Source organism: Microbulbifer elongatus (genome assembly GCF_021165935.1).
In the GTDB taxonomy this organism is placed as follows: domain Bacteria; phylum Pseudomonadota; class Gammaproteobacteria; order Pseudomonadales; family Cellvibrionaceae; genus Microbulbifer; species Microbulbifer elongatus.
In genome coordinates, this window is sequence record NZ_CP088953.1 from 3,291,827 (window position 1) to 3,314,359 (window position 22,533).

General features: G+C 57.2%; 15 protein-coding genes and 1 pseudogene. 10 read left to right on the forward strand and 6 right to left on the reverse strand.

Going from position 1 to position 22,533, the window contains the following annotated elements:
• Positions 1 to 2: 2 nt before the first annotated feature.
• From arcC to LRR79_RS13655, 3 genes are all read left to right on the forward strand, one after another.
• Entirely contained in the window at positions 3 to 944 is a 942-nt protein-coding gene (arcC, locus tag LRR79_RS13645) for a carbamate kinase (protein WP_231757737.1), read from the forward strand.
• A gap of 306 nt (positions 945 to 1,250) precedes the next feature.
• On the forward strand, positions 1,251 to 2,750 hold the full coding sequence (locus LRR79_RS13650) for an adenylate/guanylate cyclase domain-containing protein (protein ID WP_231757738.1): 1,500 nt from the start codon (positions 1,251 to 1,253) through the stop codon (positions 2,748 to 2,750).
• The gene (locus LRR79_RS13655; protein ID WP_231757739.1) at positions 2,743 to 3,852 is read left to right on the forward strand and encodes a tetratricopeptide repeat protein; all 1,110 of its coding nucleotides are present in this window, start codon (positions 2,743 to 2,745) and stop codon (positions 3,850 to 3,852) included. The genes LRR79_RS13650 and LRR79_RS13655 overlap by 8 nt, the downstream gene beginning before the upstream one ends.
• Before the next feature lie 81 nt (positions 3,853 to 3,933).
• Here LRR79_RS13655 and LRR79_RS13660 read toward each other — a convergent pair whose 3' ends face one another.
• The 3 genes from LRR79_RS13660 to LRR79_RS13670 all read right to left on the reverse strand — a co-directional run bounded on the left by LRR79_RS13660 (position 3,934) and on the right by LRR79_RS13670 (position 6,576).
• A complete protein-coding gene (locus LRR79_RS13660) occupies positions 3,934 to 4,443 on the reverse strand; it encodes a flavin reductase family protein (protein WP_231757740.1) in 510 nt (169 codons plus the stop codon).
• Between the two features lie 101 nt (positions 4,444 to 4,544).
• A complete protein-coding gene (locus LRR79_RS13665; protein WP_231757741.1) occupies positions 4,545 to 5,573 on the reverse strand; it encodes a methionine synthase in 1,029 nt (342 codons plus the stop codon).
• Positions 5,574 to 5,598: 25 nt separating this feature from the next.
• Complete coding sequence (locus tag LRR79_RS13670) at positions 5,599 to 6,576, reverse strand: DUF1852 domain-containing protein (RefSeq protein WP_231757742.1); 978 nt, start codon at positions 6,574 to 6,576, stop codon at positions 5,599 to 5,601.
• 385 nt (positions 6,577 to 6,961) lie between these two features.
• Between LRR79_RS13670 and LRR79_RS13675 the strand changes: the two genes are divergently transcribed.
• From LRR79_RS13675 to LRR79_RS13695, 5 genes are all read left to right on the forward strand, one after another.
• The gene (locus LRR79_RS13675; protein WP_231757743.1) at positions 6,962 to 7,408 is read left to right on the forward strand and encodes a MarR family winged helix-turn-helix transcriptional regulator; all 447 of its coding nucleotides are present in this window, start codon (positions 6,962 to 6,964) and stop codon (positions 7,406 to 7,408) included.
• A gap of 53 nt (positions 7,409 to 7,461) precedes the next feature.
• Positions 7,462 to 8,724 carry an NAD(P)-binding domain-containing protein gene (locus LRR79_RS13680; RefSeq protein ID WP_231757744.1) on the forward strand — a complete coding sequence of 421 codons (1,263 nt, stop codon included), beginning with the start codon at positions 7,462 to 7,464 and terminating at the stop codon, positions 8,722 to 8,724.
• Positions 8,725 to 8,813: 89 nt separating this feature from the next.
• Positions 8,814 to 10,037: an MFS transporter gene (locus tag LRR79_RS13685; RefSeq protein ID WP_231757745.1), complete on the forward strand. Its 1,224-nt coding sequence runs from the start codon at positions 8,814 to 8,816 to the stop codon at positions 10,035 to 10,037.
• A 404-nt stretch (positions 10,038 to 10,441) separates the two neighbouring features.
• Positions 10,442 to 11,929, forward strand: coding sequence for a BCCT family transporter (locus LRR79_RS13690; RefSeq protein ID WP_231757746.1), 1,488 nt, complete (start codon positions 10,442 to 10,444; stop codon positions 11,927 to 11,929).
• 679 nt (positions 11,930 to 12,608) lie between these two features.
• Positions 12,609 to 14,309: a glycosyl hydrolase family 18 protein gene (locus tag LRR79_RS13695; RefSeq protein WP_231757747.1), complete on the forward strand. Its 1,701-nt coding sequence runs from the start codon at positions 12,609 to 12,611 to the stop codon at positions 14,307 to 14,309.
• Positions 14,310 to 14,418: 109 nt separating this feature from the next.
• Here the strand turns inward: LRR79_RS13695 and guaA are convergent, their stop codons facing one another.
• The gene (gene guaA / locus LRR79_RS13700) at positions 14,419 to 15,996 is read right to left on the reverse strand and encodes a glutamine-hydrolyzing GMP synthase (protein WP_231757748.1); all 1,578 of its coding nucleotides are present in this window, start codon (positions 15,994 to 15,996) and stop codon (positions 14,419 to 14,421) included.
• 121 nt (positions 15,997 to 16,117) lie between these two features.
• Positions 16,118 to 17,602, reverse strand: a complete 1,485-nt coding sequence (guaB, locus tag LRR79_RS13705) for an IMP dehydrogenase (RefSeq protein WP_231757749.1) — start codon at positions 17,600 to 17,602, stop codon at positions 16,118 to 16,120.
• 160 nt (positions 17,603 to 17,762) lie between these two features.
• On the opposite strand from guaB, the gene xseA reads away from it, so the two are divergent.
• Both xseA and LRR79_RS13715 read left to right on the forward strand, forming a co-directional pair.
• Complete coding sequence (xseA, locus tag LRR79_RS13710; protein ID WP_231757750.1) at positions 17,763 to 19,118, forward strand: exodeoxyribonuclease VII large subunit; 1,356 nt, start codon at positions 17,763 to 17,765, stop codon at positions 19,116 to 19,118.
• 391 nt (positions 19,119 to 19,509) lie between these two features.
• Positions 19,510 to 21,171, forward strand: a pseudogene (locus LRR79_RS13715) (transporter substrate-binding domain-containing protein); the annotation flags it as partial.
• 328 nt (positions 21,172 to 21,499) lie between these two features.
• Here the strand turns inward: LRR79_RS13715 and LRR79_RS13720 are convergent.
• Entirely contained in the window at positions 21,500 to 22,477 is a 978-nt protein-coding gene (locus LRR79_RS13720) for an NAD(P)H-quinone oxidoreductase (RefSeq protein ID WP_231757751.1), read from the reverse strand.
• Between the last annotated feature and the right edge of the window lie 56 nt (positions 22,478 to 22,533).

Below are 22,533 nucleotides of genomic sequence, written 5' to 3' on the forward strand. Positions count from 1 at the left end.
CCATGCGTGTTGTAGTGGCTCTGGGCGGCAACGCCCTGCTCAAACGTGGCGAACCCATGACCGCCGAAGTGCAGCGTGCCAATGTGCACCTTGCCGCCCAGGCACTGGCCCCCATCGCCCGCGAACACCAACTGGTGATCAGCCACGGCAATGGTCCGCAGGTGGGCCTGCTGGCATTGCAGGGCGCCGCCTACAAACCGGACGAGGCCTACCCACTCGACGTGCTGGGTGCGGAAACCGAGGGCGGCATCGGCTATATGATTGAGCAGGAGCTGGGCAACCTGCTGCCGCAGGACGTCCCCTTCGCCACCCTGCTCACCATGGTGGAAGTGGACCCGCAAGACCCCGGCTTCGAGAACCCCACCAAATTTGTCGGGCCCGTCTACGACAGACAGGAAGCCGATCAGCTGCAGGCAGACAAAGGTTGGGTGTTCAAACAGGACGGGGACAAATGGCGCCGCGTGGTGCCGTCTCCCCTGCCCAAGCGCATTTTCGAAATACGACCGGTCAAATGGCTGCTGGAGCGGGATACCATCGTAATCTGCGCCGGGGGCGGCGGCATTCCCACCATGTATGAAACCCGGGGAACAGAACGCAAGCTGGTGGGGGTGGAAGCGGTCATCGACAAGGATTTCTGCTCCGAACTGCTGGCCCGGGAGCTGGACGCAGACCTGTTCGTCATGCTGACCGACGCCCCCGCGGTTTACCTGGATTGGGGCGAGGCCACCCAGCGGGAAATCCGCCGCGCCACACCGGCATCCCTTGCCGATATTCCCTTCGCAGCGGGCTCCATGGGACCGAAGGTCAAGGCCGCGTGTCAGTTTGCCGAGAACACCGGCAAGCGCGCCGCCATCGGCGCGCTGGGGGACCTGCAACACATCATCGCCGGAAAAGCGGGCACCACCATCTCCGTCGAGGGCGATGGCATGCAGTGCGAGAATTGAATCGATTCTCGACACATAAATCCTCAAACTGGCCAATCCGGAGATGAATCCGCTGCCCGGATTTGCCCCTCGCCGCCCCCTGAAATTCCCCGGTGTCTTCGTGCGACACTGGTCATAAATCGGCCAGAAATTTGCTATAATTTCCCGGTTTGGGGCAGCGACCACCGCGTTCTGCCTGCTGCCTTCCGGTCACGCCAGACAACACGGACAGGTTCAGAGGCTCCCCGGTACACATAACGAATAATCCTGAGCGCATTTCATGCGTCCCCTGACCGGCTATCTATGACCACCGAAAACAGATCGACAATGAAGCGCGTGATTGCCGGTCTACGAGTGCGCCTGGCGCGTCTGCGGCCCCGTCACGTCCCCATCGCATTCAAGCTGGCACTGGTCATGACATTATTGCTGGTGCTGGGCATGACAACCCTCGGCCTGCTGATCAGCGACAAACAGAATCACCTGATTCGCACCCAGTTGCATGATTTTGGCAACGCCATGGCGGCCCAGCTGGCGAGTCAGGCCAGCGAACCCATTCTTTCGGAGAACAGTCTCAGCCTGAGCCTGCTCACTGCCAATCTGGGCGAGGAAGCGAAAGTGCTCGGCGCCAGTATTTACGCCCACAGCGGTGAACTGCTGTCCGCCTCCGGTATTCAACCCGCGCTTGCGTCCTCCGCACTGGCCTCCCCCAAAGGCGGTGCGCACCCGTGGTTTTACCGCGACCCGGCCGCAGCTCCCGAGCGGGTCATCAGCTTTGTAGCACCGGCCATGTATCAGGATGTGCGGGTTGGCTCGGTGGTGGTCACGCTGTCGGCCTCGCTGATGGATCGTGCCGCCAGCGAGGCCCGCACCGCGGTGATCTTCGCCACCCTGGCCATGATCCTGCTGGCCTCTCTTCTGGCCTACTGGTTGAGCCGCCGCCTGTCGCTGCCGATTCATCGCCTGATGGAGGCCACCGAGGCCATCGGCCGCGGCGACCTGGCAACCCGAATTCACCAACAGCGCAACGACGAAATTGGTTACCTGTTCGAAGGCTTCAACAATATGGCCGCCGGGCTGCTGAAAAAGTCTCAGGTTGAGCAGGTATTTTCCCGCTACGTATCGAAAAGTGTTGCAGACAAGGTGCTCGCCAACCTGGATGAAGTGCGGCTGGTGGATCGCCCCATCGAAGCCACGGTCCTGTTTGCGGATATCACCGGCTTTACCGCCATGTCGGAAGAGCTGGAGCCCTGCCAGGTATCTGAACTGCTCAACGAGTACTTCTCCTATATTTCCCGCGCCTGCGCACTCTATGGCGGTGTCGTCGACAAATTTATTGGCGACTGCGCAATGCTGGTATTCGGGGTGCTGGAAGATGATACCGACCACGCCTTCAACGCGGTGAGTTGTGGCGTTCTGATTCAGCAGATGGCGGCGCGGCTGAACCAGCAGCGACGTGCCGAAGGGCGCCCGGAAGTACATTTCCGTATCGGTATCAACTGTGGAGCCATGCTGGCGGGGAACCTTGGCTCGGATGAGCGCATGGAATATACCGTGGTCGGCGACGCCGTCAATCTTGCCTCCCGCCTGTGTTGTGAGGCAGCGCCGGACCAGATCATTATTCGGGAGCAACTCTTCAATATGTTGCAACCACGCATCGTTGCCCGCAGAGAGCAGGCTCTCTCAATACGCGGAAAATCTCTTCCGGTACAGGCCTATTCTGTACGCGATATCCGCACTGACGCCCGCAAGACGCTGGAAAGCAACCTGCAACAGATACTGCAACATCACACGCAATCACCAGTGCGGAGAGCTGTCGATCATGCCTGATCGCCGGCACGCGCCCGCGTGGTACCTGACAGGCCTGTTGCTGCTACCGCTCCTGCCGGGCTGCAGCCTGCTGCCCGTTGCCTCACCGTCACTACCGGGTTTTTCGCATCAGCAAGTCGCACAGGTTCGCCAGCAGTCTGCAGCTTTGAAACAGCTGCAGATGCAACCTCACCCCTCCCCCGCACAACAGCAGCAGACCACCGGGCTCGACGAAGCTTTGAAGGCGTTTGCACGGGACGCCGTGCATACGGCGACAGAACTGGAGGCGCAGAATGATTGGCACAGTGCCAGCGAGCTACTCAAAGGCGCACTCGACCTGCTGCCAGACAGCCCTACGCTCAACAGTGCCCTGCAGCAACTGCAGACCCGTCGTCACCTGCATGAAGACCGGGTGCGTATGGAGCTGGCAATTCACCGCGGAGAGCAACTATTAAAAGACGCGCATGCTTACCAGCGCCTGGAGCAGTTGCAGGGGCCAGGCGTCATGAGCTGGCTGGAGCTAAAAAACTTTCACCGCAAACGCAACGCATCCGCAAAGTCGCTACTGGAATACGCTCAGCGGGCATTGCAGCGAGAACAACGCACCGACGACCAGCTGGCCCGGCGCGCACTGACCGTGGCCCAGGGCCTTCTGGGGAGCGACTTGCAGCTGGCTGAGAACACGGCGTTACGAGATGCGATCCAGCGGCATCTGAACAGCGTGGAAACGCGGCTGCGACCGGCGCAGCCGCGCCGCGCAAAACCACCGCGCAAAAAAATGGACCCGCTACCCATTGCGGAATTGCAGCAGGCGCTGGCCCGTGGCGACCTGATCCGTGCACAGCAGCATTTAAACCAGTTCCAGAAAAAAGCACCGCGACACCCACAACTGACACCGCTGCAGGCGCAGTTCAACGCCCAGAAAAGTGCCCGCGTAGCGTCTGCGCTGAAAACCGGCAACGAACTGTACAGCCAGGGCGAAATTGAGCAGGCATTGGCGGTATGGCGCAAGGCACAAACCCTCGTCCCGGAAAATGTCGAACTGCGAGCCAATATCGCCCGGGCCGAGAAGCTACTGGAGAACCTGCGGGCGCTGTCCGCGCCGTTTGGGCACAAACGCTAAGCCGCACCAACCTCCCTCGCGCACAACCTTCCCGACGTTTACGACCATCACCCGGCACGACCGCCGTACCTTAAACCCCGCTTACGCCGGGACATTGGCCGCGAGATTGCGGTACTGTCCTCTGAAATACAGCAGCGGTTGCTCGGGGATATCGGCGGGTGACTGCAGGGCCTTCACTTCACCGATAACAATGACATGGTCGCCGGCGGCGTGTTCGGCGTGTATTTCGCAATCGAGCCAATGCAGGCAACCCGCAATCACCGGGTTACCCAGGGACGATCGCTGCCAGTCGATTCCATGCCATTTATCTGCCCCCTGCCGGGCAAATTGATTGGACACGGACACCTGCGCGCCAGAAAGTATATTCACCGCAAAGCGCCCTGCCCTGCGGATCTTGGGATAGCTGTATGAGTTTGCCATCACGCTGAAGGAAACCAGTGGTGGGTGCATCGATACGCTATAGAATGACTGACAGGTGAACCCTACAGGCTCCTCACCAGCCTGCGACGTAATCACGGTGATTCCGGAGGCATAGTGACCGAGGGCCTGACGAAAGTGCAGCGGCTCGATGGCCGTCTTGGATAGTGACATAATCCGTCCTGAATCTGGATACAACAGTGAGCGCCGGGACAGGCTCTAGATCGGGAGCTCAGGATCGAGACCTCCAGATCGAGAGCACTGCCGGAACAGCGCTAGCGCGACAGCTCTCCCCGGACAATCTCGGCACCGGCACTCAATGCGTTTAACTTGCCCTTGGCAACACTACGGGACAACGGCGCCATGCCACAGTTGGTACACGGGTAAAGTTTGTCCGCATCTACAAATTGCAGGGCTTCACGCAGGGTATTGGCCACCTCTTCCGGAGTCTCGATGTCATTGGTCGCCACATCAATAGCGCCCACCATCACCTTTTTACCTCGCACCAGCTGCAACAGTTCGATAGGCACCCGGGCGTTATGGCACTCCAGAGAAATCAGGTCGATACTGGACGTTTGCAGCTTGGGGAAGGTCTCTTCGTACTGTCGCCATTCCGAACCCAATGTCTCTTTCCAGTCCGTATTCGCTTTGATCCCGTAGCCGTAGCAAATATGCACCGCGGTCTCACAGCGAAGCCCTTCGATGGCTTTTTCCAGGGTGGCGATTCCCCAGTCGTTCACCTCGTCAAAAAACACATTGAACGCAGGCTCATCAAACTGAATGATATCGACACCCGCCGCCTCAAGCTCCCGGGCTTCCTGATTGAGAATCTTGGCAAATTCCCAGGCGAGTTTTTCGCGACTCTTATAGTGACCATCATAAAGCGTGTCAATCATCGTCATTGGGCCCGGCAGCGCCCACTTGATTGGCTTGCTTGTTTTCTGTCGCAAAAATCTGGCGTCCTCCACAAAAACCGGCTTTGGTCGGGACACTGCTCCGACAACCGTCGGTACACTGGCATCGTACCGATCGCGAATTCGCACAGTCTCACGCTTGTCAAAATCGACACCGGTAAGATGCTCAACAAACGTGGTTACAAAATGTTGCCGGGTCTGCTCGCCGTCACTGACAATATCAATACCCGCCTGTTGCTGTTCCTGCAGCGCGAGGCACAGTGCGTCCCGCTTGCCCTCCATCAACTCAGCGGTCTCCAGCTTCCAGGGGGACCAGAGTTTTTCCGGCTCGGCCAGCCATGACGGCTTGGGCAGGCTGCCCGCGGTAGAGGTCGGCAATAATTTTTGCATAGTAAAAATCTTATTTTCTGGTTGATCAAACAGCGTAATTGGCTGCCCACTGATCGAGGATACGTTTATACGGTTTTATAAACCGCTCTTCGGTGAACTTCCCCTGCTTTAACGCCAATTGATTGCGCTCTTCCCGGTCGTACTGAACTTGGGTCAAAGAATAATCGGTATGCTTCAGGCTGGGCCGAAAGATTTTCCCAGCGGCTGAATTCGCGTTATATATTTCGGGCCGATAGATTTTCTGAAACGTTTCCATGGTGCTGATGGTGCTCACAAGCTCAAGGTTTGAATAATCCTCCAGCAAATCACCAGCGAAATAAAACGCCAGGGGAGCAACACTACCCGGAGGCATAAAATAACGAACCCGCAACCCCATCTTCGCGAAGTATTCATCCGTTAATGAATACTCGTCGTTCCTGTACTCGACACCCAGCACCGGGTGCTGATTTTCTGTGCGATAGTATGTCTTACTACTTGAGACACTCAGACAGATTACCGGTGGCTTTTTAAAACTTTCTTTATAGGCATCGGAGCCCAAGAAAGACTTGAATATTTTTCCGTGAAGATCACCATAGTTTTCCGGGAGGCTGAATTCCTGTTTTCCCTTATTATGCTCCGACAGTAATACGCTGAAATCATAGTCCCGCACGTAAGACGAAAAATTATTGCCCACGATACCTTCAGTGCGTCTACCAGCTTTGCGATCGATAATATTCGTTTTCAGAATCTCTATCGTCGGAAAAGTCTCTCCATTACCTTGTACATCGATGTCCACGGAAATGATTTCGAGTACCACGGAATAGCGATCCGCATTCGGGTTATCCCAGTGCGCCAGGGCATTGAAGCGGTTGTCAATCATTCGCAACGCGTTGCGCAGGTTCTCCTGTCGACGCTCCCCACGGGCCAGATTGGCGAAGTTGGTTGTGATACGTGAACTGTCCGATGGACGGTAGTGCTCATCGAAAGCAATACGCTTGATGGCGAAGGTAAGCTCTTTACTCATAGCGGTCCGGTATCCTGAGTCCCACGATTAAGCCTGAATCAGACTCCCGTACTTCAGTGTTTCACCCTGTACGGGGAGCCCTCTGGCATCCGGTTTTCCGGCCTGCCGTCAGTCGATGTGTGCATTCTACGCCGAGCCCACCTTGAGTAAAATTGAAACAAAATCACAACAACTTTAGAAAAACTCACCATCCATATGGCCTTTGACGGGAAGATGCGGGTGCAATATCGGGTTTACAGGTGGCCAGCGGGCCGGGTTTGACACCGGGATGCGGAACAGCGGTAGCGATGCGCCCATCCCGGGCCAGGAGCCAAGAGGTCAGGGGTTGTAGACATTCAACCGCTAAGATATGGTTGTTACTAGCAACATAGACAGTGACATTCAGATGGAATCCAAGCTTAAGCGTGCAGAAGCTCTTTACGAAGCGGTCAACCAGCTGATCCGTGTGCATCAATTCCGTGATCGCGAAAGTATTTGCTGTCACAACGTGTCAGTCGCTCAATGCTATGCACTCGAAACACTGGTAAAGCTTGGCCCCTTGAGACTGAAAGGCTTAGCGGACGAAATGTGCCTCGATAAAAGCACTACAAGCCGTGTAGTTGACGCCCTGCTTCGGAAAGGCTACGTGCTCAAGACCCCGGATCCGGTTGATCAGCGTGCGGTTCAGCTGTCGCTGACTCCCGACGGCCGCGAGCTCTATCAAACCATACGCAAAAGTCTGATCGCAGAAGAGGCGTTGATGATCACGGATATGCCTCCAGAAGCGGTCGATGCCGCTCTTGAGCTCCTGGAAAAACTTACCGTAGCGGCACGGGCTCGTCTCGGCACCTGAGCCTTTTTTTAACCATATTGTTGTTACTAACAACTCTTTCTGGAGATATATGCATGACATCCAATACGAAAAACTTACCCGTCGCCGTCATCGGTGCGGGCCCGATTGGCTTGAGTGCGGCAGCGAATCTGATGGATGTCGGTCTCACTCCCATTATTTTTGAGTCAGGTAATCGCGCAGGCGCAAACCTAGCGCAATGGGGCCACGTGCGTATGTTTTCACCCTGGTCATACAATATGGACCCCGTTGCAATTTCCCTGCTCGAGAAAAAGGGCTGGACTGCACCAGCACTGACAGAGTTTCCCACCGGACAACAACTGCTGGAGCGCTACGTACTTCCGTTAGCGTCCCATGAAGCGATTGCTCCCCATCTGCATTTGAATACCCGTGTGGAAGCGGTGAGTCGCCAACATCACGATATTCTCCGCAATGCAGAACGGCCTCTCACGCCCTTCGTCGTACGCACTTCCAACACCGAAGGCGAACGCGACATTCTCGTCCAGGCAGTTATCGACGCGTCCGGTACGTACCAGACCCCCAACTGGCTTGGCGCTCATGGTATTCCAGCAGTTGGCGAACTTGCGGCTTCCCAATCGATTACCTATGGGGTGCCTGACATTTTGGGCGCCGCCTGTGAACAGTTCGCCGGCAAATCTGTACTCGTGGTCGGCGGTGGCCACTCGGCATTCAACGCCCTGCAGGACTTGATCAAACTTTCCGATCATTCTGCGGGCATGCGAATCCTGTGGGGAGTCCGTGGCTCTTCAGTATCAAATATCGTACGCTCACCTGAAAATGACGAGCTGCAAGAGCGTCGGCGACTGGAAATCCACATTCAAAAGTTACTTACCGAGGGGAAAATCGAGGTATTTACCGATATAGCAATCGAAAATATTAGAAGTGAAAACGGCAAATTATTCGTACAAAGCCGTTCAGGGCAATTGCCGCCGGTAGATCAGCTCATTGCTGCAACCGGGTTTAGGCCGGATCTTGCCCTATTGTCAGAGTTGCGCACCTCGCTTGACCCCGCGACAGAAAGCCCGGCGGGCCTAGGCCCGCTTATTGACCCAAACCTGCATACCTGCGGGTCGGTTCCGGAACATGGCTCTGCTGAGCTTTCACACCCAGAGTCGGGTCTTTATATTGTGGGAATCAAAAGCTACGGGCGCGCACCAACCTTTCTGCTGAAAACTGGCTACCGGCAAGTTAAGTCCGTAACAAAAGCCCTGGCGAATCCAAAAGACATTGACCGCCCTGCTACCGAACGCACCACGCCTTGTGATGCCTTGGCAGCGAACGGACCTTGCGCACAATAAGAACCCATCCCTCTGGCTGAAGTTGCTCTATGGCCCACAACGTCAACCAGAGGACACCCTATCTGCCACTATAAATATGGTGAGGTGCAGTGCCAACCTTGATTCAGCGATTCCCGCTATTCCTTATTGTGCTCGCCCAACTATGCGGCACCGCACTTTGGTTCTCCGTCAATGGCGCAGGCCTGGCCCTGACTCACGATATCGGAATCACCGAGGCTGATCTTGGGTGGCTGACCCTGGCTGTGCAGGCCGGTTTTATTACCGGCACCCTCGTAATTGCCACTACCGGCCTAGCAGATCGATTGCCTGCCAGCCGCATATTCACCATTTCTTGTCTGGCAGGTGCCCTGGCAAATGCCGGCTTTGCGCTGGTGGCGGCTTATCAGCCATATGACCTGCTCCTCCGGTTTCTCACAGGTCTAAGCCTGGCGGGGATCTACCCCCTGGGTATGAAGTTGGTGATCAGCTGGACGCCTAAATATATGGGGGCCGCGATGGCCTGGCTCGTTGGAATGCTAACGTTGGGCACTGCCCTGCCCCATTTACTGCGCGGCGCGACATTGGGACTCCCTTGGGAGTGGACGATTCTGGGTGCTTCCGGGTTAGCATTACTTGGCGGAGCGGTTATCTTCGCTCTGGGTGATGGTCCGCACTTACCGCCATCAAGTGGCAAAGCACCGCTGCGAGAAGGGTTTGCCGCTTTCCGGGAAAGGCGCTTCCGCGCCGTTGCCATTGGCTACTTTGGGCACAGCTGGGAGCTTTATGCGTTCTGGACACTTGTGCCGTTTATGGTGACACGCGAAATGCTCCGTCTCAACGCACCGGATTCCTCAATTCCGTTATTGTCATTCGCCATCATCGCAATTGGACTGCTGGGCTGCGTGGGCGGCGGGGTACTGAGCCGACACATAGGAAGCCTGCCTGTGGCGCGCCTGGCCCTGGCGTCCTCTGGGCTGGTCTGTATGGCTTATCCATTTCTTGCGTTTTTGCCACCCGTAATTGTCCTGGTTTTACTCGCCATCTGGGGGCTTACCGCTATCGCGGATTCTCCTCAGCTGTCGGCGCTGGCCGCTGAAACAGCGCCAAAAGAGCGAATCGGTTCGACCCTGGCCATGTTAAATACCGTGGGCTTTGCTTTGACCATCCCATCCATTGCCGTGACGACAGCACTGTGGCCATGGCAGGGGGTTTGGGTAACCTGGTGGTTACTTCCGGGGCCAGTGTTCGGGCTCTGGGCAATGCGCAGGCTGGGTCGACAAAAAACCGGCATAGATGTCTGCGACATCTCCTTCCATCTGCCTCCGGAGAGGTAAACCACCAACAGATCCAGGTGCCAACATGATAACCCTGGCACGTACTTCTCTTTCCAGACAGGAAATGCGGCATTTTCCGCGCACGGCCGCTGCACCATTGATTTCACCTGACCTATTCCGAGCGACTGGCCTGCTTTGTCAATCGTTCGATGACGCCAAAAACAGTCGAGGATCAGGGTTCGGCTGGAATGGATATCTGGCTCATGGCTTACTCGCAACGGTTTTATAAACGGCAAACACACATCCCGCGGGCGGAAAAATTGCTGGAAAACCTGAAGGCTTTGTCCGCCCCCTTCGGAGCCGAGCGATAATCACAGCTATGCTTTTACCGACGCGCATACCTTGAGGTGGAATATCGGTAGGTGCGCTCGTCGTGTTCAACCATGCTGGAGTGCGATTACAAAATGTGGACCAACCCAACGCTGGTCGCCGGTCTTGCACTGACCCTGGCCGTTGCCATCTGGGGCCTTGTGGATGCCCCCGCCCTTGGGCTCTTTGCCGCACGCGTTGTCGAATTCGCATTTCTGACCCGGGGCTGGTTTGTAATGGTCCTGATGAGCGCCATCGTAATCATGGCGCTTTATCTCATGTTTTCACGTTATGGCCGGCTTCGCCTCGGCCGGAACGACGAGAAACCGGAATTTTCCCGGGTCACATGGATCACAATGATGTTCGCAGCGGGAATGGGTGTTGGCCTGCTCTACTGGAGCGTTGCCGAACCCCTCTCCCATTTCGCCCTCGCCAGTGACTACGGCCCGGAACCAGAGGCCGCGCGCCGCGCTCTGTTAATCACTAACTTCCATTGGGGTATCCACGCCTGGGCAATGTTTGGCCTCACTGGCCTGGTCATCGCCTATTTTTCATTTCGCCGTGGTGCGCCTCAATTACTCAGCGCACCGTTAGCCATCACCTATGGCAACCGCCCCTGGACCCGCTACGTCGGTGTTCTGGTCAACGTCGCCGCAATCTACGCCGTTGCGATCGGCGTAGCGGGCTCCATCGGAATGGGTATCTTCCAGGTCCGGGATGGTATCGGCATTATGCTGGGCGGAGTGGCGACAGGGCCCTGGCTGACCGCGATTCTATTCGCTGCCCTTTGCGTAGGCTTCTTATTACCGCTAACCGTAGACCTGAATCGTGGCATGGGTCGATTGTCCAACGCCGCCTTCTCAATTGCGCTCGCGCTGCTGCTGTTCGTCGCAATCAGCGGACCCACCTACTATGTCATGAATGTGCTGGTCGATGCCTTTGGCGCCTACGTGGGCGATGTAATTCCGCGGGGGTTCAGAACCTATACTTTCTTCGACGACAAAGTACGGGGCTGGTTTGCGGACTGGACCCTGACTTACATGGTCTGGTGGATCTCCTGGGCACCCTTTGTCGGTGTTTTTATCGCACGTATCTCCCGTGGCCGTACCATTCGGGAATATCTCTGCGCCGTCATATTTCTACCCAGCCTCTTTTCGGTACTCTGGTACGGTGTGTTCGGCGGTCTGGGCTTCTACGAGACACTGGAAGGCAAGCGCGTGTTGATTGAAGCCGTCAAAACGAATATCGACAGCGCGACCTTCGTTTTGCTCGACATCCTGCCTTTAGCCTGGCTGACCCAGGCGGCAGTGATCGTCTCGGGGTTCCTCTTTGTCATCACGAGTGTGGTCAGTGCGGCGCTGGTACTTGCCATGTTCACCGACCGGGGGAACCCCGAACCGAGTACTCGCATCAAGCTGACCTGGGGCGGGATTGTGGCAGCACTGGGCTTGGCGATGATCCTGACAGGCAACATCGAGGTGGTACGGACAATTATCGTGATGGCAGCGCTTCCCTTTCTGCTGATATTGCCACTCCTCTACGTGACGCTGCTAAAAGCCTTAAAGTCAGAGAAACTGGAATAACTGCGCTATGTGGCTACTCGAGACGATGGTAAACATCCTGCTCTTTACCTACATTGGTGTATTGATCTGGCTATACACCTGCGACGGTGAGCAGCGGGAGCGCACAAAAGATTAAAAACCTCCTCCATCCACGCCGATTTCCCGGAAGATATACGCGCGCAGCGGGCGGTCATTAAATCCGCGATTCCCACAGCGCGCAGTGCCACCACAGACTCGAAACGTCAACCGCCACCCACTCCGACAGCAGACTTGGCCTCCAGAAACGCCACACACCTGAAAAGCTATAAAACGCGTGAGAACTTTAATTGGCGTAAATTTCCTCTAGATTCCGAGATCCGAAGCAAATACCCAAAGATCCCCACTGGTATCAAATGACTATTGGGCATATTGTCGATGGCGTACAGATGACAACGCTATCATCTTTCAGTGACAGCGCTGTCTGTTGTCGCTGATATGTCATGTGGCATTTGCCACCACTGCACGGGAAGAAGCCTCCGCAATTTCCCGTGTGGCGGCCGGCGCAACAGTTTGTATGGGTAAGTGGACTTTCTCGCGTAGCAACAACAGAGAAAGCAATAGTGAGATCGCGGCGGGGATTCGCGGGGTTTGCGCATTGATTCGCCGTTGGCCTTTTCGATTTCAAACCAAGATGTTTCCAACCAGGATAACGGTGAACAGCATGAAAATATCGACGTATTTAAGGCTGGTTGCGGCAACGCTGCTAAGCCTACTGGCCGGGCAGTCGTACGCGTACGACTGCGGCGGTCTTCAGGTTTATGTAGACGGCAGTACGTATAACGCAGGCGACACGGTACAGAACAATTCGGTGGCCTATAACTGTAAGGTGGGCGGTTGGTGCACGGTTGGGGGTCCCTACGCGCCCGGTGAAGGCTGGGCCTGGACCGAGGCCTGGTCCGATCTGGGCGCCTGTAACGGCAGCTCCTCATCCAGCTCCTCCTCGTCTTCTTCCAGCAGCTCCTCTTCCGGCGGAAGCTCCAGCGGATCTACCAGCTGCGGTAACTTGCCCGTGTGGGATGCGACGGCGGTCTATGTTGGCAACGATGCCGTGCAACACTCAAGCGTGAAGTACACCGCCAAGTGGTGGACCCAGGGAGACAACCCGAGCCAGAGTGGAGAAAATGGCGTGTGGCGCAACGACGGCGCCTGCTCCGGCGGCTCCTCAAGTTCCAGCTCCTCCAGCAGCTCCTCGTCCAGCTCCTCTGGCGGTTCCTCATCCAGTAGCTCGTCAAGCGGCGCCTCTTCCAGTGGCGGAAGCAGACTGGGCGGCTATTTCGTGCAGTGGGGCGTGTACCAGCGCAATTACCATGTGAAGAACATTGTCACCAGTGGCTCGGCTGAAAAACTGACCCACATCTATTACGCCTTCGGCAATGTGCAGAACGGCCAGTGCACCATCGGCGACTCCTACGCCGACTACGACCGCTTCTACAGTGCAACAGAAAGTGTGGACGGCCAGGCAGACACCTGGGATGCAGGTGCGCTGCGCGGCAGTTTCAACCAGTTGCGCAAGCTGAAACAGATGTACCCGCACATTAAAGTGCTGTGGTCCTTCGGTGGCTGGACCTGGTCCGGCGGATTCGGCCAGGCCTCGCAGAACCCGCAGGCGTTCGCGGACTCCTGTTACGACCTGTTGCACGACCCGCGCTGGGATGGCGTATTTGACGGTATCGACCTCGACTGGGAATACCCCAACGCCTGCGGCCTCAGCTGTGACAACAGCGGCTATTCCTCTCTGACCGATGTGATGGCCGCCATGCGCGCGCGCTTCGGTAATGAGCTGGTCACCGCGGCCATTACCGCTGATGGCACGGCCGGCGGCAAGATCGATGCGGCGGATTATGCGGGTGCTTCCCAGTATGTCGACTTCTACAACGTCATGACCTATGACTTCTTCGGCGCCTTCGACGCGGACGGCCCCACAGCCCCGCATTCCGCGCTCTACGACTATCCGGGAATTCCGAATGCTGGCTTTAATTCCGATAGAGCCATACAGGCACTGAAGAACAAGGGCATTCCCGCCAGCAAGCTCAACCTGGGTATCGGTTTCTATGGCCGTGGCTGGACCGGCGTCAGTCAGTCGGCTCCGGGAGGCTCTGCATCCGGCGCTGCCGCCGGTTCCTATGAACCGGGTATCGAAGACTACAAAGTCCTGAAAAACACCTGTCCGGCCACCGGACTGGTAGCAGGCACCGCCTACGCCTTCTGTGGCAACAACTGGTGGAGCTATGACACACCAGCCACCATCTCCGGCAAGATGCAGTACATTGCCGATCAGGATCTCGGCGGGTCGTTCTTCTGGGAACTGAGTGGGGACACCGGCAATGGTGAACTGATCGAAGCCATGCACAGCAATCAATAAGATGAAGTGATGCACTGCTCTGCGGGATTGGATAGCCCGCAGAGCAGATTGTTTCGTTTAGCAGACTGTAAATTCCAGGCGATCAATCGAGCCCGTCATTCGCGCTCGATCATTCCCACTCAATCGTCGCCGGCGGCTTGCTGGAAACGTCGTAGGCCACCCGCGAGATATGCTCAATCTCGTTAATGATACGGTTGGAGACTTTCTCGATCAGTTCGTACGGCAGGTGCGCCCAGCGGGCGGTCATAAAGTCCACGGTTTCCACGGCGCGCAGCGCAACCACATATTCATAGCGGCGGCCGTCGCCAACAACACCCACGGATTTCACCGGCAGGAACACCACGAACGCCTGACTGGTCTTGTGGTACCAGTCCGCGTTGTGCAGCTCTTCGATAAAGATGGCATCTGCTTCGCGCAGGATATCCGCGTACTCTTTTTTCACTTCGCCGAGGATACGCACGCCCAGACCCGGGCCCGGGAAGGGGTGACGGTAAACCATGTCATAGGGCAGCCCCAGCTCGAGGCCGATCTTGCGCACTTCGTCTTTGAACAGTTCGCGCAGGGGCTCTACCAGCTCAAACGCCATATCTTCCGGCAGGCCGCCCACATTGTGGTGGGACTTGATCACGTGCGCCTTGCCGGTTTTCGCCGCAGCGGACTCGATCACATCCGGGTAGATGGTGCCCTGGGCAAGGAACTTCACATCCTTCAGTTTGGTCGCTTCCTGGTCGAAGATTTCGATAAACGTATTACCGATAATCTTGCGCTTGGCTTCCGGCTCATCCACGCCGGCCAGGCGGGACAGGAACTCGTCTTCCGCGTCCGCGCGGATCACACGCACGCCCATATTGTCGGCGAACATCTGCATGACCTGATCGCCTTCATTTTTGCGCAGCAGGCCGTTGTCCACAAACACACAGGTCAACTGATCACCGATGGCCTTGTGCAACAGCGCGGCTACCACGGAACTGTCGACACCACCGGACAAGCCCAGCAGGACTTTCTGATCCCCCACCTGTGCACGCACCTTGGCAATGGAGTCTTCGATAATATTTTCCGGTGTCCACAACTTCTCACAGCCGCACAGCTGAATGACAAAATGTTCGTAGATACGAGTGCCCTGCAGGGTATGGGTCACTTCCGGGTGGAACTGAACACCGAAGAAATTCTTTTCCGCGTTGTACATACCGGCAATCGGGCAGGACGGCGTGGAGGCCATCAACTCAAAGCCTTCTGGCATTTTCACCACTTTGTCACCGTGGCTCATCCACACGTCCAGCAGTGCATTGCCGGCGTCATCCAGGTGATCCTTGATGTCGTGCAGCAGTGCGGATTCACCTTCCACTTTCACCTGCGCGTAGCCAAATTCGCGCACGTTACTGCCCTCTACAGCGCCCCCCAGCTGGTGCGCCATGGTCTGCATGCCGTAACAGATCCCCAGTACCGGCACCCCCAGATCGAAAACCGCCTGTGGCGCGCGCGGGGAGCCTGCTTCCGGTACAGATTCCGGGCCACCGGCGAGAATAATACCTTTGGGGTTGTACTCGCGGATCTCTTCGTCGCTCATGTCGAACGCACGGATTTCAGAGAACACGCCCAGTTCGCGTACGCGGCGGGCAATCAGCTGGGTGTACTGGGAGCCGAAGTCGAGGATCAGGATTCGGCTGGAATGGATGTCTTGGCTCATGGCTTACTCGTAGGGGTTAATAAACGGCAAACGGACCCTGAGAGGTCCGTTTGCGGTTCACTTCAACAGTGCACTTCTAATTTTCGAACAACATTTTGCGCTTGGTGCGCGCGACAGGAAATTAACGGCCGCCCACCGGGTAGTTCGGCGCTTCCTTGGTGATCTGCACATCGTGCACGTGAGACTCACCCATACCAGCGGCGGTTACGCGTACGAACTGGGGCTTGGTGCGCATGGTTTCCATATCAACGCTGCCGGTGTACCCCATGGCAGAGCGCAGGCCACCCATCATCTGGTGCACAATGGCCGAGATCGGGCCTTTGTACGGCACGCGACCCTCGATACCTTCCGGCACCAGTTTCTCGGCGCCCTTACTGGCGTCCTGGAAGTAGCGGTCGGAAGAGCCCTGGGTACGGGACATGGCGCCCAGAGAACCCATACCGCGATAGGACTTGTAGGTTCGGCCCTGATACAGCTCGACTTCACCGGGGGCTTCTTCGGTGCCCGCCAGCATGGAGCCCATCATTACCGAGTAGGCACCCGCGACAATGGCTTTGGATATATCACCGGAGAACCGGATACCGCCATCGGCGATCAGCGGTACACCGGTACCTTCCAGGGCCTTGGCCACTTCCGCAATGGCGGAGATCTGCGGTACACCAATACCGGTAACGATACGCGTGGTACAGATGGAACCGGGACCGATTCCCACTTTTACCGCATCTGCACCGGCTTCCATCAGGGCGGTGGCCGCTTCGCCTGTGGCGATATTGCCACCGATCACGTCGACCTGCGGGTGCATTTCCTTGATCCGGCGCACACGCTCGATCACGTTTTTACTGTGGCCGTGGGCGGTATCCACCACCAGTACGTCGACACCGGCCTCCACCAGTGCCGCCACGCGGTCGTCGGTATCCGGGCTGGTGCCCACCGATGCGCCAACCCGCAGGCGGCCATCGGCGTCTTTACAGGAGTTGGGATACTGCTCTGCCTTGTTGTAATCCTTGACGGTAATCAGGCCGCGCAATTCGAACTTGTCGTTGACCACCAGCACTTTCTCAATGCGGTGCTTGTGTAGCAGCTCGCGCACCTCTTCCGGGGCGGCGCCTTCGTCGCAGGTCACCAGACGCTCTTTCGAGGTCATGATCTTGGCAACCGGGATATCCAGGTTGGTCTGGAAGCGTACGTCGCGGCTGGTGACGATACCTACCAGATCCCCCTTCTCCATCACCGGCACACCGGAGATGTTGTGGTGGCTGGTGAGGGCGATCAGCTCGCGTACGGTGGCATCGGATTCGATGGTAATCGGGTCTTTCACAACACCCGCTTCGAACTTCTTCACCGCACGCACCGCAAGCGCCTGTTCTTCAATAGACATGCTCTTGTGGATAATGCCGATACCGCCTTCCTGAGCCAGGGCAATGGCCAGGCGCGACTCGGTTACCGTATCCATAGCAGCGGATACCAGCGGGATGTTCAGGGTGATGTTGCGAGACAGTTTTGTCTTCAGAGAAACGTCTTTGGCCGTGACCTCGGAATAACCGGGCACAAGGAGGACGTCGTCAAAAGTGAGGGCTTCGCGTGCGATACGCAGAGATTCAGACATGGACACTCAAACCTCTAGGGAGCGGGATTGGGTATCGGCGCGATTATAGCCGCAACCCGGCCCGAAACAAAAGACTATTTCTGATGGAATGGCAAATCTCTTTACCTGAGCGGGCATACTTGCAATATTGGTCGCCCCCCGTGATGTGTAAGAGTCCGAAATGCCAACTTCTCCCCCCAGCGTAGCCAGCCCTTTGCCCACCGACGGCCGCACGGTCATGACCGTCAGCGAGCTCAACCGGGAGGTCAAGCAGTTGTTAGAGGGTAATGTGCCGCTTTTATGGGTGGGTGGTGAAATTTCCAACTTCGCCGCCCCCAGCTCCGGCCACTGGTATTTCACCCTCAAGGACGCCCGCGCCCAGGTGCGCTGCGCCATGTTCCGCGGGCGCAACCGCAATGTCCGTTTTCAGCCCGCCAACGGCCGCGAAATTCTGGCGCGAGCCCGGGTGAGCTTGTATGAAGGGCGTGGCGAGTTCCAGCTGATCATCGAACACCTCGAGGAAGCGGGCTTCGGCGCACTGATGCGCCAGCTGGAGATGCTGAAGGCCAAGCTGCACGCCGAGGGACTGTTCGACCCGACGCGCAAAAAAGCCCTGCCCTACCTGCCCGCTACCATTGGCATCATCACCTCGCCTACCGGCGCGGCGGTACGGGATATGATCCAGGTGTTGGGGCGACGCTACCCCGCCGCCAGGATCGAACTGATTCCCGTCGCGGTGCAGGGACAAGGCGCTGTGCAACAGATCGCGCAGGCGATCCAACTGGCGGGCCGGCTGCAGCGCCATGACTTGCTGATCGTCGGCCGTGGCGGCGGCTCACTGGAGGATCTGTGGGCGTTTAATGAGGAAATCGTCGCCCGCGCACTGGCAGCCTGCCCCATTCCCACCATTTCCGCGGTGGGCCATGAGACCGACACCACGATTGCGGATCTGGCCGCGGATGTGCGCGCGCCCACCCCCTCCGCGGCGGCAGAAATCGCCAGTGCCAATGCAGCGGCGCTGCGTGAAGAGGTCGACGGGTACCGCTGGCGGTTAACCCGCGCAATGGAAATACAGTTGCGCCACCATCGGCAACACATCCAGCTGGTGGGCCACCGCATCCGCCACCCACGGGAGCAGCTGCAAAACCACGCGCAACGACTGGACCACCTGGAAATCCGGCTGAAGGCCGCGGTGCGCAACCTCTCCCAATCCCGCGCCCAACGCCTGGTACAACTGGAGCGCGCCCTGAACCAGGTCCACCCCCGCCATAAAATGGACGGCGCACATCAACAGCTCACGCACCAGGTCCGGCGCCTGCACAAGTCGATGGGTAGCCTGCTGCAACACAAGAAAGAACAGGCCGCTTATACCGCTCAACTGCTCAATAGTGTCAGTCCACTGGCGGTTCTCGACCGGGGCTACGCCATATTGCTGGATGAAAACCAGCGGGTCATTCGCAAACCGGGGGACGTCAAATCCGGTGCCCCGATCACCGCGAAGCTCAGTCGTGGGCAGATCTCCGCCCGGGTTGAATAGCCGGGCACATGCTCTCCTTTTCTAAATTTTTCAGTCCGGCACATTGACAACACCATTTCAGATGCCGGGACATTAGCATTGCGGGCCATGCGAACATGGAATTGCGGAGCTGCCCATGCCAATGCAACCCAAAACCCCCCGCCTTAGCAGTTACCTGCTGCACCTGCTATTGCTGTGCGCTCTGGCAATTAGCGGCTGCCACAAAGATCCAACAGACCCTCAGGCGGATGCCGAGGCGACCGAATCAGAAACCCCCTCCGACAAAAAAACCTCCGCGGACCGCACCTATCACAAGGGTCCGTTTGAAAATTATGTCGAGAAGGGCGACCTGGCCGCGCTGGAAAAGCGCGGCTCTATCCGCTTTGTCAATCTCGTCACCGGCCTCGACACCATGTTGCCCCGGGCTACGATCGTCACTCAGCTTTACTTTGATCTCTCCGGTGACCTGGCCAAGCGACTGGGCCTTGAACCCTACTGGGTTACTGCAACAACGCCGGAAGAAGCGTTGCAAATGCTGGAAGATGGCCGTGCGGATGTCGTCGCCGCCAATCTCACTCGCACTGAAGAGCGCGCGGAGCGCTATGACCTCAGTGAGAATATCTACCGGGTGCGGGAGCAGCTGATCGCCGGAAAAAATGGCCCGGACATTAGTTCCGTCGATAAGCTGAAGGATGTCACCATCATCGCCCTCGCCGATAGCACCTACATGGAGACAGCCAAGAAACTGGTGGAGAAAATCCCGAATGCCAAGCTCGAGCCCCTGGTGTTGAATGTCGGTGAACCTCTGGACCGGGTGTTCGATAAAATGAAGTCACGGAAAGATGCCGTGATGATTCTGGACAGCAACATCGTCGAAGGGTTTCTGTCGTATCGGGACGATCTGAAAGCCGGCGCCATGGTCAGCGAAGAAGAAGATATTGTGTGGGCCATGCGCAAAGGCTCTTCAGAGTTGCGCTTGCGTATTAACAACTTCCTGACCAAAAAACTGATCAAGGCACCGGTTGAACGCACAGCGGACTGGGATGCGATCAAAAAGTCCGACATCATCCGCTTCCTCACCTATAACGGCCCCACCAGTTACTTTATGTGGAAAGGCGAACTGATGGGCTTTGACTACGATCTCGCCAAGGCCTTCGCCAAAAAACACGACATCGAGCTGCAACTGATTGCGGTGCCCCCGGAAGAATCACTGATCGAATGGCTAAAAAAAGGCCGCGGCGATTTTGCCGGCGCCTCCATGACCATCACTCCAGAGCGCAAGGCGCAGGGTGTCGCCTTTACCACCCCATATTTTGAGACCGCGCAACAGATTCTCAGCAACAAATCAAAACCTGAGATCAAGACTCTCGACGATCTCAACGGACGCACTGTCACACTGCGCCCGACAACTGCCTTCGTCGAAACCGCGAAAGCGCTGCAAAAAAAAGGGATTAAACTGAAGATTGAATTTACTCCGCCGGAAGTCAGCTACGAAGCCATCATGAATATGGTGGCCAGCGGAGAGGCGGATATGACTATCGTTGATGCGCACGCGGCCAAAGTGCAGTCATTACTGCGCGATACACTCCTTGCCGGCCCCCTTGTCAGCGACCCACTACCCCAGGGCTGGATGGTCGAGGAAAAAAATCAGGCGCTACTGAAAAAACTGGACGCCTTTTTGAGCGAGTATGTGAAGAGCGAGCGCTACGCCAAAAAAGTGAAAACCTATTTCGAGCCTGACCGTACCGCCACCGCCAAGCTGCTCGAAAGCGTTACCCCTGACGGTGACTTGTCCCCCTACGACAAACTGGTGAAGCGCTCCGCCCGTAAACATGAATTTGACTGGCGGCTGATCGTGGCGCAGATGTGGCAGGAAAGCAGCTTCAATCCCAAGGCCGAGTCGCCGGTTGGCGCCCAGGGACTACTACAGGTGATGCCGCGCACCGCCGAGGAGGTGGGTTATCCGCCGCCCCTGTTCGACCCCAAACGGGGCATCGAAGCCGGGGTCAAATATCTCAACTGGGTGCGCGACCGGTTTGACGAGGACCTGACCCTGGAAAACAAGCTCTGGTTCTCACTGGCTTCTTACAACGCAGGTATAGGCCATCTGTACGATGCCCAGCGGCTGGCGGAGGAACTGGGACTGGATCCAAACGTGTGGTTCGACAATGTGGAAAAGGCGATGCTTAAACTATCCGAACCACGCTACTTCAAGAAGGCCCGCTACGGCTACGTCCGCGGCGCCGAGCCGGTGCACTACGTGCAGAATATCAGCAATATCTACAAGGCCTATACGGACCTGAAACCCGGTGATGTGGGCCAGATCCACCCCTGGGAGCTGCCCACAGTGGCCAACCTGTCTGCGCGGCTCGAACTCCTGCTGAATCAGTTGAAAGTGTCTGTCAGTTCACCAGCACCAACTTGCCAATATTCTCACCAGATTCCATTTTCCGGTGGGCATCGGCAACCGATTGCAGCGGATATGTGGCCGTCACGTGTGGACGAATCTTGCCTGCAGCAATCATCGGCCATACCTGCTGTTCCAGATCCCGGGCAATCTTCGCCTTCACCTCGGGCGGCTGGGGGCGCAGGGTCGACCCGGTCAGGGTCAGACGTTTCAGCATCACCGGTAGCATATTGATCTCGACTTTGGCACCGGCGAGAAAGGCAATGTTGACGATACGGCCATCCCGCGCCGCACACTGGATATTGCGATCGACATAGTCGCCGCCCACCATATCCAGAATGACATCGGCACCCTTACCATCGGTAGCCGACAACACCGCCTCAACAAAGTCCTGCTGCTGGTAGTTGATCGCCTGCTCTGCGCCGAGCTGTTTACACACAGTACATTTAGGATCACTGCCGGCCGTAACAAACACTCGCACCCCGAGGTTGGCTGCAATCTGGATCGCCGTGGTGCCGATACCGGAAGAACCACCGTGCACCAGTAACACCTCCCCGGGCTGCAGTTGCGCGCGGTGCATCAAATTACTCCAGACCGTAAAAAACGTCTCCGGCAGAGCCGCGGCTTCGATGTCAGTCAGCCCCTCGGGAATCGGCAGGCACTGCCCCTGGGGCGCCAGCGCATATTCGGCGTAACCACCGCCGTTGGTCAGCGCGCATACACGATCACCGACCTCCCAGCGCTCCACCCCCGGGCCGACCGCGGTCACCTCTCCAGCCACCTCCAGGCCGAGCACCGGAGACGCGCCTGCGGGTGGCGGATAAAACCCGGCGCGCTGCACAATGTCCGGACGATTGACACCGGCGGCTGCAACCTTGATTAACACCTCCCCGTGGCCAACCGCTGGTACTTCACTCTCGGCTACCACCATACACTCTGGCCCACCATGCTCGGGGACACGGATATACCGCATAGCTTTGCTCCTTTTTCTGCTGCTGTGACTGTAGCGGATTACCGCGGCAAAAAAAA

What these genes read in the sequence shown, in the direction of transcription:
- arcC (WP_231757737.1), top strand. Translation starts at nt 3, where the DNA reads ATGCGTGTTGTAGTGGCTCTGGGCGGCAACGCCCTGCTCAAACGTGGC.
- LRR79_RS13650 (WP_231757738.1), top strand. Translation starts at nt 1,251, where the DNA reads ATGAAGCGCGTGATTGCCGGTCTACGAGTGCGCCTGGCGCGTCTGCGG.
- LRR79_RS13655 (WP_231757739.1), top strand. Translation starts at nt 2,743, where the DNA reads ATGCCTGATCGCCGGCACGCGCCCGCGTGGTACCTGACAGGCCTGTTG.
- LRR79_RS13660 (WP_231757740.1), bottom strand. Translation starts at nt 4,443, where the DNA reads ATGTCACTATCCAAGACGGCCATCGAGCCGCTGCACTTTCGTCAGGCC.
- LRR79_RS13665 (WP_231757741.1), bottom strand. Translation starts at nt 5,573, where the DNA reads ATGCAAAAATTATTGCCGACCTCTACCGCGGGCAGCCTGCCCAAGCCG.
- LRR79_RS13670 (WP_231757742.1), bottom strand. Translation starts at nt 6,576, where the DNA reads ATGAGTAAAGAGCTTACCTTCGCCATCAAGCGTATTGCTTTCGATGAG.
- LRR79_RS13675 (WP_231757743.1), top strand. Translation starts at nt 6,962, where the DNA reads ATGGAATCCAAGCTTAAGCGTGCAGAAGCTCTTTACGAAGCGGTCAAC.
- LRR79_RS13680 (WP_231757744.1), top strand. Translation starts at nt 7,462, where the DNA reads ATGACATCCAATACGAAAAACTTACCCGTCGCCGTCATCGGTGCGGGC.
- LRR79_RS13690 (WP_231757746.1), top strand. Translation starts at nt 10,442, where the DNA reads ATGTGGACCAACCCAACGCTGGTCGCCGGTCTTGCACTGACCCTGGCC.
- LRR79_RS13695 (WP_231757747.1), top strand. Translation starts at nt 12,609, where the DNA reads ATGAAAATATCGACGTATTTAAGGCTGGTTGCGGCAACGCTGCTAAGC.
- guaA (WP_231757748.1), bottom strand. Translation starts at nt 15,996, where the DNA reads ATGAGCCAAGACATCCATTCCAGCCGAATCCTGATCCTCGACTTCGGC.
- guaB (WP_231757749.1), bottom strand. Translation starts at nt 17,602, where the DNA reads ATGTCTGAATCTCTGCGTATCGCACGCGAAGCCCTCACTTTTGACGAC.
- xseA (WP_231757750.1), top strand. Translation starts at nt 17,763, where the DNA reads ATGCCAACTTCTCCCCCCAGCGTAGCCAGCCCTTTGCCCACCGACGGC.
- LRR79_RS13720 (WP_231757751.1), bottom strand. Translation starts at nt 22,477, where the DNA reads ATGCGGTATATCCGTGTCCCCGAGCATGGTGGGCCAGAGTGTATGGTG.